The organism is Actinoplanes sp. L3-i22 (assembly GCF_019704555.1).
Classification (GTDB): Bacteria; Actinomycetota; Actinomycetes; order Mycobacteriales; family Micromonosporaceae; genus Actinoplanes.
Genome location: NZ_AP024745.1, coordinates 4,751,677 through 4,764,056, shown reverse-complemented (window position 1 = coordinate 4,764,056; position 12,380 = coordinate 4,751,677). Strand labels below are relative to the sequence as shown.

The window sequence follows — 12,380 nt, the reverse complement described above, 5'->3', positions numbered from 1 at the left end:
GCACGACGTTCACCGCTCCACCCGCAAGCAGTGCCGGCACTACGAGGTCACCCAGCTTGGGCCCCCCAACCCGTACCCGCACATGGTCTTGATCTTTGCTCGTCAGGACGTGGCGGTGGCCGTCACCAGGTGGGTCGGGCCCCAGGGGCCGGTCCACCACATGCGGGGGCCCAGGTTGCGGCGCTCGGCGGTCAGCCCGTGGTGTCGCAGGCGGGCCAGGTAGTCACCGGTGTGGGCCAGGTCGGCGATCAGCAGGCGGCCGCCGGGACGCAGGACGCGCACCGACTCGTCGATGGCCGCCCGCCGGCCCTCGGCGTCGTGGATGTTGTGGATGACCAGGCTGCTGACGACGACGTCGAAGCTGTCGTCGTCGAAGGGCAGGCGGCGGATGTCGCCGGTGAACAGCCGGACCCGCTCGGCGACGCCTTCGCGCCGGGCGTTGCGGTCGGTCGCGTCGGCGCAGTTGCCGGTCTGGTCGGCCTGCCACCGATCAATACCGGTCGCGTGCCCGTGCGGCAGGAGCCTGGCCGCGGCCAGCAGGACGGCGCCTCGACCGCAGCCCAGGTCGAGCAGTTCCTCGTCGCCGTGCAGCCGCAGGCCGGTGAGCAGGTCGGCCCAGACCCGGAACTTGCCGGCCCGGGTCGTGTAGACGTAGGTGCCGATCGCGAACAGCAGCCAGAGCGCGACCGCCCCGGCGAGCACGGCGACCACGATCCAGCCCCGGGCCAGGGCGGTCACGGTGAGAGCGAGCAGAGCGAGCCAGACCAGGACGAAGATCGCGAGCTGCGTGCCCGCGGACACCCGGCTGAAATCGCCGTCGACCCCGTAGGCGCCGCGCTGCGCCGTGCGGCGACGCGAGCGCCAATGCGCGACGGGGATCGTGAGCGTCGCCGCCAGGAAGACCAATTGGATCAGGGTACGAGGCAGCAGGGAGTCGCCGGGACTGGTCGCGATGCCGGCGCGGGCGGCGTGGACGTTGGCCGGGAAGACCGCGAGCAGCAGCAGGAACAGACCGAGGCCGGCCCAGGGTCTGGTCCGCGACCAGAGCAGGCCGAGCGCACCCAGCACCTCGAGCACCCCGGTGATCGAGACCAGCGCGGCCGGGGCCGGCAGGCCGGGCGGCACCATGGCGATCATCGTGGCGCGCAGGCCGACGAAGTGCGCGACCCCGGTCATCAGGAACATCGCGGCGAGGCCGTCCCGCAACGGCAGGGGCCACGATCGCCACCCTCGGACGGCGGACTGGATCGCGGTCACCACGACGAGAACGATCAATGGCTCCATCAGCGAAACCCCCGTTATCTCTGACACTGTTGTCCAAGATAACCACGACCGCTATCCTTGACAACTGTGTCAGAGATAAGAGCCCGGCGATCGGATGCCGAACGCAGCCGCGCGGCCGTGCGACAGGCCGCGATCGATCTGCTGGCCGAACGGCCGCAGGCCAGCATGGGTGACATCGCGACCGCGGCGCGGGTGGCCCGCCAGACCGTTTATGCCCACTATTCGACCCGCGAGCAGTTGATCGCCGCGGTGATCGGCCACATCGCCGCCGACCTGACCTCCCAGGTGGACCGGCTCGACCCGGAGCAGGGACCGCCGGGCGAGACGCTCGGACACTGGCTGGACGTGCTCTGGGACGTCCTGACGAAATATCCGATCCTGCACACCGACGCGCTCAAAGGCGCACCCGAACTCGATCCGCGGCGACACGAACCGATCATCGACCGGCTGACCCGGCTGATCGAACGCGGACAGGCCGCCGGCGAATTCGACGACCGGGTCCCGCCGGCGTGGCTCGCCGCAGCGGTGATCGGGCTCATCCACGTGGCGGCGGCCGAGATGGCGGCCGGCCGGATCTCCACGACGCAGGCCCGCCAGGCGTTTCGGACCAGCGCGCTGCACCTGTGCCGGGCGGACCGATAGACCGGCCTCAGAATGATCGGCTTCGCCGATGCGTCACGCCGGCATTCTTCAGAAAAACCAGGATCAGATCTCCCAGTACGTCGATGGCCTCGCCCTCGATGAAAGCGTCACCACGTTCGGCCAGATGGTCGGCGATCCGTTCCGCCACCGGCCGGAACCCGTCGCGGCCGGAATCGTCGGCGGGCGCCCCGCACCTTCGTTCGCCGGCATGCCAGCGAACGATCCATTCCTCGACCTCGTGCCGCCACCAGATCCGCCCCATGCTCAGCTCATGAAACGGCTCGGGAAAATCGTCGCGGTCGGCCAGTTGCTGGACCCGCTGCCGGGAAACGCCGAGCCGGACCGCGATCTCCCGGGCGCCGACCAGCGGCAGGAATTCGCTCAGCCGCCGACTGTTCATCGGCGCCGCCTGCCGATCGACCGGCAGCGGGCGTAGTGACCGCGAGCGTTGTGGCGGACCGCGGCCTGCTGGCGCCCGGCGTCGTGCACAGCAATCACCGCGGCGACGAATCGGCGCAGCGCATCAGGGACCTTTTCCGGATGCGGCCGCAGAAAGATCACGCCACGGCGCTCATCGAGACTCAAACCGTTGATGTCCAACGGAATGCCGTCCAGGCTGATCTGCACTTCGGCATCGACCCCGAGCGCGACCAATGCCGCGACCAGCTCACTCTGCAAAAACACCACCACCCCTTTCCGGTACGGACGGTCGGGCTCGCCGACCCGTACCTCGCAATCCGGGTTTGAATGTGGATCCTGCGGGCTGAACGTCCGCACGAACGGCGCATCAGGCCGACCCGATCGCGGCCCGCAGACCGTCGGCATCGGCGCAGCTCAACAGCCGGGTTTCGCCGGCCTCGCGAGTTGCCGCCCAAAACTCCGGGCGGGCGTCGTCGGCGGGGTAATACCAGGCCACCCAGCCGGGGAAGTCACGCTCGATCGCGACGCACTTCTCCAGCGCCCCGGGCGGCCAGCCGAGCACGTCGACCAGCAGCAGCCGAGCCTGGCGCAGGCCGCTCGGCCCGTGCCGGTTCAGCCTCGCGAACGCCCCGAGCACCGCGTCACTGGCGGCCGGGCCCAGGCGCGTGACGCCCCCGCTCATCGCGTCGGGCCCAGAAGTTTGCATGTGGCTGTGCATCACCGCAGCCTCCGAGAGTCGGACCAGGCGGCCAACCGGAAGAGAAGATCACCTTCTGTAACGGCCGGAATACTTCAACCGAAGGTACAAGTACATGATGTACTTTTGCAACCGGCAAAAGATGATCCCTCCCTCGGTCACGGCTCGCGAGCGCGGGAGACTCATGACGGGAGTCCTACGGATGGAGTCGCAGCCCATGCCGGTTCGCAGGCAAGCACCAACCGTCGCCCGCCGACGCCTCGCCGCGGAGATGCTCGAACTACGCACCACCTCCGGCCGCAGCCGCGAAGCCGTCAGTTCGGACACCGGCTTGTCGCAGGGCGCCCTGCATCGGATCGAGACGGCAAAGACGACGCCGCAGGCCGGCACTCTCAACCACCTGATGGACTACTACGGAGTGACCGACCCCGAGCAGCGCGCCGCCATGCAAGAGCTGCGCAAGCGTTCAAAGCAGTTGAAGTGGCTGGAACTGTTCGAGGGCGGCGACCTGCCGGACAGCTACCGAACACTGGCCTCGTTCGAGGCTGATGCGATCCGGATCTCCGACTACGAGAGCCTGTTCATCCCCGGGCTTCTGCAGACCCGCGCCTACACCGAGACGATTATTCGCACGTTGCTGCCGGAGGCACCGCACGAGGAGATCGAACAGCGGCTCGACATCCGGATGCGCCGGCAGGAGACCCTCACCAAGCCACATCCCGCCTCGCTCTGGGCAATCCTTGACGAGGCCGCGATGAGGCGGCGTGTCGGCGGCAACCAGATCTACCTTGATCAGCTGGAACATCTGCTGGCCGCAGGCCAGCGTCCCAACATCACGATCCAGGTCATCCCGTTCAGCACCGGCGCGCACCTCGGGATGCCCGGCGCGTTCGCGACGCTCGAGTTCCCGGAACCTGACCCGCCACTGGTCTACATGGAGAATGCGGGCGGCGGGCTCTTCGTCGAGACAGACAGTGAAATAGCCTGGTACCGCAACAGCTTCCTGCGACTCGCGGCCGAGGCACTGAGTCCGCAGGACACGACGACATGGATCGAACGGGCAGCGTCAGCTGGCTGATAGAGGAAGGACCAGGCGTGGACCTCACCAACGCACGCTGGCATAAAAGCACCCGCAGCGGAGCAAACGGCAACTGCGTCGAGGTGGCGATCACCGACGAGGGTGTCGCGGTGCGCGACACCAAGGACCGCGCCAAGGCTCCGCACGTCTACACGCTCGCCGAATGGCAGGCCTTCATCGGCGGCGTCAAAGACGGCGAATTCGACCTGCCGGCCTGACCGACCGCCGATCAGGCTCTACCCCGCCAAGAACGAACAACGCCGCTCGCCGCGATCGCCACCCTCGCAGCGTGCACTCCGTTGCTCATCGGATCAGGTAGGCGGCGTAGCGCACCGCGTTCGGCAGGCGGGCCGCGGTGGCCACGATGACGGACCGGTTGAGGTGCTCGTGCCGCCCAGCCGGGGCTTCGAGGCACACGGTCAGGCGGAAGTAGTACTCGGCGGGGTCGACCGGCCGGCCGGCGGCGAGCCGGTCGATCACGTCGGCCGGTCCGTGCCGGTAGCCGCGGGTGCGGACGTAGATGAGGTCGCCGCCGGTCGCGGCGAGGGTGTACCGGGTGTCGATCACGGCGACCCCGTCGGGCCGGATCACTTGCCAGTCCGCGCCGCCGGCCAGGACTTCGCCGTCGAGGCCCGGCCCGCGGAAGACGCCGCCGGTGATCGGGATGATCCGGCGTCGGCCCGCCGGTGTCCGGCCCAGTTCCTGGACCGGGCCGAGGGTGATCTCGGCGTCGGCCAGGAACTCGAGCTCCGGGCGCACGGTCACCTGGCCGGCATGGTGGGTGGCACGACCCGGGACCGATGGTCCGGAAAGGCTCTGCGCGGCAGGGAGCTGGTCCGTCGACGGATCATGTCAGCGCACCCCGCGGATCGGCAGGATGAACACCGCGCTGATGACCGCGGCGATCGCGCCGGCCGCGAACAGCACCACGAAGTTCTGCGGTGTCGCGGTGGAGGCGCCGATGGCCAGCAGGGCCGGGGCCACCGCGGGGACGATCATGACGGGCAGGTTGTTGGCCAGGCTCATGATGCCGATGTCCTTCCCGGGGTTGGCCGGGTCCGGCAGCACCTCGGTGATCAGCGCGAAGTCGACGGCGAAGTAGACCCCCTGGCCGAGCCCCATGACCGCGATGGCCAGGAAGAACGCCGGGATGCTGGGGGCCGCGGCGACCAGGCCGAGCCCGATCGCGAAGATCAGCGCGGCGACGACGACGAACGGCTTGCGGCGCCCGATCCGGTCGGAGATCTGGCCGGCGACCGGCGCGAAGATCAGCGAGACGACGGTGAGGATGAGGGTGGCCAGGAAAATCGTGGTGCCGACCGTCGCGGTGTCGACGTGCTGCACGTCGATCAGGTAGAAGGCCTGGTAGGCGTTCACCGCGGCGACGCCGAAGAAGATGAACAGACGACTGGCCCAGGCGAGGGCGAAGCTCGGGTATCGCCGCGGGCTGACCCAGAAGGTGCCGAGGAACTCCCGCAGTACGAACGGGGGTCGCTCCTGCGGGCTCTGCGGACGGTCCTTCAGTACGGCGGTGAGCAGCAGCAGGGCGAGCACGGCGACCCCGGCCGGCAGCAGGATCATCGCGGTCAGGTGCGGCTGGACCAACTGGGCCAGGAACAGGCCGAGGACGGCGCCGATCGGGCTGCCCAGCCCGACCATGCTCGACGGCGTTCCCCGGCGGTCCGGTTCGAACTGGTCCGGCACGATCGCCGAGGTGGCGACCATGGCCGCGACGGCTCCGGTGCCCACGACGGTGTAGGCGACGGTCAGCATGAGCACGTCGGTGGCGGCGACGATCAGCAGCGAGCCGGCGGCGATCAGCACGGCCGCGGCCAGCAGGAACGGCCGGCGCCGGCCCAGTCGCGAGGTGCTGCGGTCGCTGAGCCTTCCGATCAGCGGGAACGCGACGAGCGAGCAGAGGCCGCCGACCGCGACCACGATGGACAGGATGGTGGTGGCCCGCTGCGCGTCGATGCGGTCGGCTTTGAGGGCGAGCGTGAGGATGGCGTCGGAGAGCAGGGCGCCCGCGGTGGCCGCGATCGCGAAGAGGAAGAAGAAGGTGAAGCTGCCACGCGGGTTGCGCCAGCCGCCCGGCGGTGCGCCCGATCCGGGCCCGGTAGGCGAGCCGAGTTCGGGGCTTTCCTGCGGGGACACGGTCACGAGAAGCTCCTGTCTGCGCTTTGCGGAGAAGAAAGACCGGCTTGGCGTACGCGGTGAAAGCTCTGCCCAGGAGCAAGCGGCACCTCCCCGGCCGTGGTGGCCAGCGTCGCGGTGACGCCGTAGGGCACGGTCACCTGGATCTCGGCGGTGTCGCCGGCGCGGTGCCAGGCGATGGCGAGCCGGCCGTACGGGGTGCCGACGTGCGCCCGCACGTCGTCGACGCCGGCGGCGAGATCGGGCTCGAACGTGGCGGTGCGGTATCCGGGTGCGGTGGGCCGGATCCCGGCCACCCGCCGGTAGAGCCAGTCGTCGACGCAGCCGGACGCGTAGTGGTTGAGCGACACCGCGCGGACGGTGCCGTCCGGCGCGATCGCGTCCCAGGACTCCCAGATCGTGGTGGCGCCGTGGTCCACCTGGTAGAGCCAGGACGGCATCTCCGACTGGCGGAGCACGCGGCGGGCGAGGTCGGGGTAGCCGTTGTCCCAGAGGGCGTCGAGCAGGTGGGGTGTCGAGAGGAACCCCGTGTCGAGCCGTTGGCCGCGGGCCTCGACCAGCCCGGCCAGGCGGGCCGCGGCGGCGCGACGCAGCGGGCCGGGAATCATGTCGAAGGCGAGCGCCAGAGCATACGGGCCCTGCAGATCCACCGGCAGTCGCCCGTCGGCGCCGACGTACTCGGCGGCGAAGGCGGCACGCACCGCGGCGGCCCGGCGTTCCAGGTCGTCGGCGAGGGGGTGCCGCCCCAGGACCCGGGCGGCCGACGCGGTGACGCTCAGCGTCCGGGCCTGGCACATCGGCCCCACGATCTCGCTGGTCAGGGCGGGCGCGATGCCGATCGCCTCGTGCAACGGCCGGCCTTCCATCGTGCTCGGGGTGAGCCAGTCGCCGAATTGCCCGGCCGGGCGGTAGAGCAGCGACTCCCCCGCTTGCGCCCGCTGGTATCCGATCCAGGCGAGCATCGCGTCGAGGTTCTCCTCGAGCACGCGCCGGTCGCCGGTGCGCTCGTAGAGCGTCCACGGGACCAGGGCGATCGCGTCGCTCCACCCGGCGGCGACGACGAGTCCGCCGATCCCGGTCGCCGCGGCGGCGGACTCGGCGTCGTAGGGCGAGTACGGCGACATGATCGGCACCCGGCCGTCGGGCAGCTGGTCGGCGCGCAGGTTGCTCAGCCAGCGACGCAGGAACGGGACGACCTGCGCGTTGCTCGCCGCGGCCGGGGCGAAGACCTGGATGTCGCCGGTCCAGCCGGCCCGTTCGCGTTGCGGGCAGTCGGTCGGCACGGACAGGAAGTTGGCGCGCTGGCTCCACACCACGTTGCGGTGCAGCCGGTCGAGGCGGGCGTCGGAGGTCTCGAACGATCCGGTCCATTCGAGGTCGCTGCCGAGCACGACGGCGATCACGTCGTCCAGCGCGGGCGCCTCGGCCAGGCCACGGATGCGGGTGTAGCGGAAGCCGTGGAAGGTGAAGGTCGGCTCGTAGGTCTCGGCGCCGGGCAGTCCGGCGGCGACGTACGTATCGGTCTGTTCCTTGTTGATCCCGGCGATGTTGTCGAACCAGGCACCGCCGGGTCCCAGGGTCTCGGTGTGTTCCAGGGTGACCGTCTGGCCGGGGGCCGGGTTTCGGACGGTCAGCCGGACCCGGCCGGCGATCACCTGCCCGAAGTCGACGATCCAGCCCGCCTCGGCGTCGCCGGTGAGGTGGCGGGCGGGCAGTTCCAGCACCCGTCGCACCGGTTCGCCGGTGAACGGCCGCAGGGTGCTCGTGCTCCGGCCGGTCAGCGTTGCCGGCGTCCAGGCGGTGTCGTCGAAGCCGGGCGCATTCCAGCCGGCCGGCTCGGCACGACGGTCGTATCGCTCGCCGACGAACAGGTCGGCGTACGCCCACGGCCCCGGCGAGCTGGACACGTCCGGTCCCGAGCAGACCAGTTCGGTGCGGCCGTCGGCGTAGTCGAGGTGCAGCTGCCAGGTGGCTCCGGTCTCGGTGCCGAACTGGGCGCTGGAGCCGCTGATCCCGATCCGGCCGGCCCACCAGCCGTCGGCGAGCGCGACGCCGAGCACGTTCTCGCCGGGCGCGAGCAGGCCGGTGACGTCGTAGCACTGCACCGAGATCCGGTGCGGGTAGCTGTCGAAGCCGGGGGCGAGGACCTGGTCGCCGGCGTCGTGGCCGTTGAGCTGCGCGGTGTAGACGCCGTGCGCGGTCGCGTACAGGCGGGCGCGGCTCACCCGGTCGCGCAGGTGGAACCGCTGGCGCAGCAGTTGCGCCGGGCGCAGCCGCTGCTCGGGCGGGCTGTCGGGGCGGTTGCCGACGATCCAGTCGAGCAGGGTCCACCGCTCGGTCGTGGTGGGTTCCTGCTCGGGGCGGATCCAGGCGGCGTGCCAGTCACCCGGGCTCAGCAGTCCGGTCTCGAAGGTCGAGGTGGCCCACTCGCCGGGTTCGGTCGCGCCGTCGAGCCAGACCCGGACCTGCCAGTGGTAGGCCTGATTCGATGCCAGGGGCGCCCCGGCGTACTCGATCGCGGGCAGGTCGCGATCGGTGACCCGCCCGCTGTCCCAGACCGCGGCGCCGCCGCCGGCTCGATCGACTCTGATCTCGCAGGCATGCATGACGCCGTTGGTCATCCAGCTGAAACGTGGCTGATGCTCGCCGACACCGATGGGCTGGGCCAGATACTCCACCCGCAGGTCGTAACACCGCTGCTCAGACATGCCGGCACCCCGCCTTGCTCACCGCGAGTAGCGGATTGGACTGTGGTGCGGCTCACGGTAGGAGCTGAAAACCTAAGACACAAGGTTTCTGGCGCGAAAACCTTGTGTTGCCGGTTTTCTACTTGCCGGACCACCTGCGGCCGCAAAACCTTGCGCTCAAGGTTTTCGGAGATAACCTGACCGGTACCCGAACCCCGAGCCTCCAGGAGGTCTCATGAGCACGCTCCGCCAGCGCTTCTCGCGATGGCTGCAGTCGCGGACCATCGCGGGACTCACGCCCGGCCCGTACGACGTGGCCATCCAGCAGGACCTGCGGGTTCCCATGGACGACGGTGTCGAGCTGCTCGCGGACCTGCTCACCCCGATCGGCGGGAGCGACCCGCGGCTGCCCACGATCGTGATGCGCAGCCCCTACGGCCGGCGTGGTCCGGGTACCGGTCAGGCCAAGGCCCTGGTCCGCGAAGGATTCACCGTCCTGATCCAGAGCTGCCGAGGCACCTGGGGCTCCCCCGGCGAGTTCCGGCCGCAGCTCGACGATCAGCGCGACGGCATCGCCACCCACCGCTGGGTGCGTAAGCAGCCGTGGTGCACCGGCAGCGTGGCCACCTTCGGACAGAGCTACCTGGGTTACACCCAGTGGGCGGTGGCCGGGAAGCTGCAGCGCGAGGATCCGCAGAACGCGCCGCAAGCCCTGTGCCTGATCACCACGATGCCCGACTTCGGCGCGATCACCTGGGACAACGCGGCGTTCTCGCTGCGCAACGCGCTGGGCTGGTCACAGATGATGGACCGGATGGGCCGGCGCGACCTGCTCCCGCTGCTGCTCGGCATGCTGCGGCCCGACCCCAAGCTCAAGAAGGGTTTCGACGTGCTCCCGCTCAGCGGCGGCGACACCGTCGCGGCCGGCCACCCGGTGCCCTGGTATCAGGACTGGGTCGCCCATGAGCGGCTCACCGACGAGTTCTGGACCCAGCAGTCGCACACCGCCTCGGTGCCCGAGGTGACCGCTCCGGTCTACATGGTCACCGGCTGGTACGACATCTTCCTGCCCTGGCAGCTCGACAACTACGCGCAGCTCGTCGCGGCCGGCCGGCCGCCGCGGCTGACCCTCGGCCCGTGGGGCCACACGTCGCGGGGCATGGGCGGCCCGGCCGTCGGCGAGAGCATCGCCTTCCTCAAGGAGCACTTCCTGGGCGAGACGAGCAACCGGGTCGCGCCCGTGCGGGCCTACCTGACCGGCGCGGATCGGTGGCAGGACCTGGCGTCCTGGCCGCCGGCCGGGGTCACCGTGGAGTCCTGGTCCGTGCACGCGTCGAGCCGGCTGGCACCGGAGCCCGCCGGCGACGGGGTGACCAGCTACGTCTACGACCCCGCCGATCCCACGCCGGCGGTCGGCGGCCCGAGCCTGCAGCCGAACTCCGGCCCGGTGGACAACGCCGAGCACGAGAAACGCGCCGACGTGATCGTGTTCCGCAGCGAACCGCTCGCCGCGGACACCACCATCGCCGGCGTGCCGGTGGCCCGGATCCGGTTCCGGTCGTCGCAGCCCAGCGCCGACCTGTTCGTCCGGATCTGCGACGTGCACCCGGACGGCCGGTCGATGACGGTCTGCGACGGCATCCGCCGCATCGGCGGCATCGCCACCACCGGCACCGATCCCCAGCCGGACGCCGACGGGTTCCGCGAGATCGAGGTACGGCTGTGGCCGGCCTTCCACCGGTTCGCGCCCGGCCACCGGATCGGCCTGCAGATCAGCTCGGGCGCCCACCCGCGCTACGCCCGCAACCCGGGTTCGGGCGAGCCGGCCGCCACGGCGGTGACCACCCACCCCGCGACTCAGGAGATCTCGCACGGCCTGTCCCGTATCGACCTACCACGATGGACCGCGTGACCGCTGCGACGGCCGGGCTCCGCGACGACGACTACCCGGCGGGCAGCAGCGAACGATCGATCTCATCGGACAGGTCCACGCGTCGCCCCGACCGCAGGATCGTCGGCGCGAGCCGCTCCAGGTGATTCCTGATCAACGCCGTCAGATCGATCCGGCCACCGGTGAGCACCCACTGCAGTTGCAGACCGTCGGCCACCGCGACGCACTCGCGCGCGATCGACTCGTAGTCGAGATCGGCGTGCAGGAACCCGGCCTGCACGCCACGCTCGAAACCGTCGGTCAACGCCACCACGACCCGCTCGTAACGGGCCACATACAACTCATGCGCCGCGCTGGTCGGATCGGCAGCCTCCGCGGTGACCAGGACGAACAGCTCGATCAGCCCGGGCTGGGCCGCGAACAGGCCGGCCAGCCGCATCATCTGCCGCAGCGGCCCGGTGCCGTCGGTGTCCTCGGCGGCGTCCTCGGCCCATTCGCCGAGAATGTCGAAGCGTCGTTCCGCGACCGCCACCAGCAGGTGCTTCTTGGTCGGGAAGTAGTGCATCAGACCGGGGCCGGTCAGCCCCACGTCCTGCGCGATCCGGGCCATGGACGTCTGCGTGTAGCCCAGGCTCGCGAAATTGGCGGTGGCCGCGTCCAGGATCTGCTCCCGGCGCGCTCGCCCGACCGAGTAGCTACCCCGAGGCTTGCGTGCCGCCATCGCCACACTCTAGCCGAGGCCAGTCGTCGCCCGGCAACCCGCGACATCCCATCCCCTCCGGCGGCGGCCGGCTGAACAGGAAGCCCAGGCTGGGCAGCCGCCAGGAACGACCACCCAGATCAAGATCTTCGCAGTACGCGGTGGCCGCGGCGCCGCCCAGCGCCGGCGAGGTGGCGCGCTGCCGGACCAGGCCGGCGGCCGGATCGGTGGTCGGCGCGGGCGCCGCGGGCGACCCGCTCGGGGTGGGCGGCGTGGACTCGAGCGCACGAGCCGGACCCGGTAACGGACCGGCCGGTCCGCGCGACGTACCCGGTGCCGAGATCGTGCTCAGGGCGAGCCGGTCGCTTTGCGCAGCAGCTGGTGCAGGGTTTCCCGTTCGTCGGCGCTGAGCTGGCCGAGGGACTCGGTCAGCACGCCGTCGACCGCTTCGCCGCCGGCCCGGCGCAGGTCGTCGCCGGTCGTGGTGAGCTGGTGCTGGACCTTGCGGCCCGGCCCCTCAACCCGCTCGATGAGCCCGCGGTCGACCATCCGCCGGGCCAGCTCGCCCATGGACTGATCGGTCTGGAAGGTCAGCTCGGCCAGCCGATGCAGCGAGGCGCCGGGGTTGGCGTGCAGGTGGCGCAGGGTGTCCCACTGCACCAGCGACAGGCCCAGCGGGGCCAGGCGGCGATTGGCCTCGCGGTGATGCCGCCATTGGAGCCGCTTGACGGCCAGGCCGACCTGCTGCAGAGAGGTGCTCATCCACGCAGGCTATCGCAAGGTTGCGTATATAAGGAACCTTGTCTAAGGTTCCTTATATACGCAGT

At 70.4% G+C, this 12,380-nt stretch carries 13 protein-coding genes; 4 read left to right on the top strand and 9 right to left on the bottom strand.

What is annotated here, in order from left to right; genetic code table 11:
• Nucleotides 1–102: 102 nt before the first annotated feature.
• The gene (locus L3i22_RS53595) at nucleotides 103–1,284 is read right to left on the bottom strand and encodes a methyltransferase domain-containing protein (RefSeq protein WP_255658452.1); all 1,182 of its coding nucleotides are present in this window, start codon (nucleotides 1,282–1,284) and stop codon (nucleotides 103–105) included.
• A gap of 66 nt (nucleotides 1,285–1,350) precedes the next feature.
• Here L3i22_RS53595 and L3i22_RS21080 point away from each other — a divergent pair, with 66 nt between their 5' ends.
• Nucleotides 1,351–1,926, top strand: a complete 576-nt coding sequence (locus tag L3i22_RS21080; protein ID WP_221328675.1) for a TetR/AcrR family transcriptional regulator — start codon at nucleotides 1,351–1,353, stop codon at nucleotides 1,924–1,926.
• Nucleotides 1,927–1,933: 7 nt separating this feature from the next.
• On the opposite strand, the gene L3i22_RS53590 is transcribed toward L3i22_RS21080, so the two are convergent.
• From L3i22_RS53590 to L3i22_RS21065, 3 genes are read right to left on the bottom strand one after another with little or no spacing between them, the layout of a single operon-like run.
• On the bottom strand, nucleotides 1,934–2,326 hold the full coding sequence (locus L3i22_RS53590; protein ID WP_255658449.1) for an AlpA family transcriptional regulator: 393 nt from the start codon (nucleotides 2,324–2,326) through the stop codon (nucleotides 1,934–1,936).
• Nucleotides 2,323–2,703: a hypothetical protein gene (locus L3i22_RS21070; RefSeq protein ID WP_221328674.1), complete on the bottom strand. Its 381-nt coding sequence runs from the start codon at nucleotides 2,701–2,703 to the stop codon at nucleotides 2,323–2,325. The genes L3i22_RS53590 and L3i22_RS21070 overlap by 4 nt, the downstream gene beginning before the upstream one ends.
• A gap of 10 nt (nucleotides 2,704–2,713) precedes the next feature.
• Nucleotides 2,714–3,052 carry a hypothetical protein gene (locus L3i22_RS21065; RefSeq protein ID WP_221328673.1) on the bottom strand — a complete coding sequence of 113 codons (339 nt, stop codon included), beginning with the start codon at nucleotides 3,050–3,052 and terminating at the stop codon, nucleotides 2,714–2,716.
• A gap of 193 nt (nucleotides 3,053–3,245) precedes the next feature.
• On the opposite strand from L3i22_RS21065, the gene L3i22_RS21060 reads away from it, so the two are divergent.
• Together L3i22_RS21060 and L3i22_RS21055 are read left to right on the top strand one after the other, a co-directional pair.
• Nucleotides 3,246–4,121 (top strand): helix-turn-helix transcriptional regulator, encoded by an 876-nt coding sequence (locus tag L3i22_RS21060; RefSeq protein ID WP_221328672.1) that lies wholly within the window; start codon nucleotides 3,246–3,248, stop codon nucleotides 4,119–4,121.
• Nucleotides 4,122–4,138: 17 nt separating this feature from the next.
• Nucleotides 4,139–4,339, top strand: coding sequence for a DUF397 domain-containing protein (locus tag L3i22_RS21055; RefSeq protein ID WP_255658447.1), 201 nt, complete (start codon nucleotides 4,139–4,141; stop codon nucleotides 4,337–4,339).
• A gap of 85 nt (nucleotides 4,340–4,424) precedes the next feature.
• Here the strand turns inward: L3i22_RS21055 and L3i22_RS21050 are convergent, their stop codons facing one another.
• From L3i22_RS21050 to L3i22_RS21040, 3 genes are all read right to left on the bottom strand, one after another.
• The gene (locus L3i22_RS21050) at nucleotides 4,425–4,886 is read right to left on the bottom strand and encodes a DUF3237 domain-containing protein (protein ID WP_221328670.1); all 462 of its coding nucleotides are present in this window, start codon (nucleotides 4,884–4,886) and stop codon (nucleotides 4,425–4,427) included.
• A gap of 87 nt (nucleotides 4,887–4,973) precedes the next feature.
• A complete protein-coding gene (locus tag L3i22_RS21045) occupies nucleotides 4,974–6,281 on the bottom strand; it encodes an MFS transporter (protein WP_221328669.1) in 1,308 nt (435 codons plus the stop codon).
• A complete protein-coding gene (locus tag L3i22_RS21040) occupies nucleotides 6,278–8,983 on the bottom strand; it encodes an alpha-L-rhamnosidase (RefSeq protein ID WP_221328668.1) in 2,706 nt (901 codons plus the stop codon). The genes L3i22_RS21045 and L3i22_RS21040 overlap by 4 nt, the downstream gene beginning before the upstream one ends.
• Before the next feature lie 214 nt (nucleotides 8,984–9,197).
• On the opposite strand from L3i22_RS21040, the gene L3i22_RS21035 reads away from it, so the two are divergent.
• A complete protein-coding gene (locus L3i22_RS21035; protein WP_221328667.1) occupies nucleotides 9,198–10,874 on the top strand; it encodes a CocE/NonD family hydrolase in 1,677 nt (558 codons plus the stop codon).
• A 31-nt stretch (nucleotides 10,875–10,905) separates the two neighbouring features.
• Here L3i22_RS21035 and L3i22_RS21030 read toward each other — a convergent pair whose 3' ends face one another.
• Both L3i22_RS21030 and L3i22_RS21025 read right to left on the bottom strand, forming a co-directional pair.
• A complete protein-coding gene (locus L3i22_RS21030) occupies nucleotides 10,906–11,574 on the bottom strand; it encodes a TetR/AcrR family transcriptional regulator (protein ID WP_221328666.1) in 669 nt (222 codons plus the stop codon).
• Nucleotides 11,575–11,901: 327 nt separating this feature from the next.
• The gene (locus L3i22_RS21025; protein WP_221328665.1) at nucleotides 11,902–12,315 is read right to left on the bottom strand and encodes a MarR family winged helix-turn-helix transcriptional regulator; all 414 of its coding nucleotides are present in this window, start codon (nucleotides 12,313–12,315) and stop codon (nucleotides 11,902–11,904) included.
• Between the last annotated feature and the right edge of the window lie 65 nt (nucleotides 12,316–12,380).

Coding starts and splice junctions, on each gene's coding strand:
- L3i22_RS53595 (WP_255658452.1), bottom strand. CDS start 1,284: ATGGAGCCATTGATCGTTCTCGTCGTGGTGACCGCGATCCAGTCCGCC.
- L3i22_RS53590 (WP_255658449.1), bottom strand. CDS start 2,326: ATGAACAGTCGGCGGCTGAGCGAATTCCTGCCGCTGGTCGGCGCCCGG.
- L3i22_RS21065 (WP_221328673.1), bottom strand. CDS start 3,052: ATGCAAACTTCTGGGCCCGACGCGATGAGCGGGGGCGTCACGCGCCTG.
- L3i22_RS21060 (WP_221328672.1), top strand. CDS start 3,246: ATGGAGTCGCAGCCCATGCCGGTTCGCAGGCAAGCACCAACCGTCGCC.
- L3i22_RS21040 (WP_221328668.1), bottom strand. CDS start 8,983: ATGTCTGAGCAGCGGTGTTACGACCTGCGGGTGGAGTATCTGGCCCAG.
- L3i22_RS21035 (WP_221328667.1), top strand. CDS start 9,198: ATGAGCACGCTCCGCCAGCGCTTCTCGCGATGGCTGCAGTCGCGGACC.
- L3i22_RS21030 (WP_221328666.1), bottom strand. CDS start 11,574: ATGGCGGCACGCAAGCCTCGGGGTAGCTACTCGGTCGGGCGAGCGCGC.
- L3i22_RS21025 (WP_221328665.1), bottom strand. CDS start 12,315: ATGAGCACCTCTCTGCAGCAGGTCGGCCTGGCCGTCAAGCGGCTCCAA.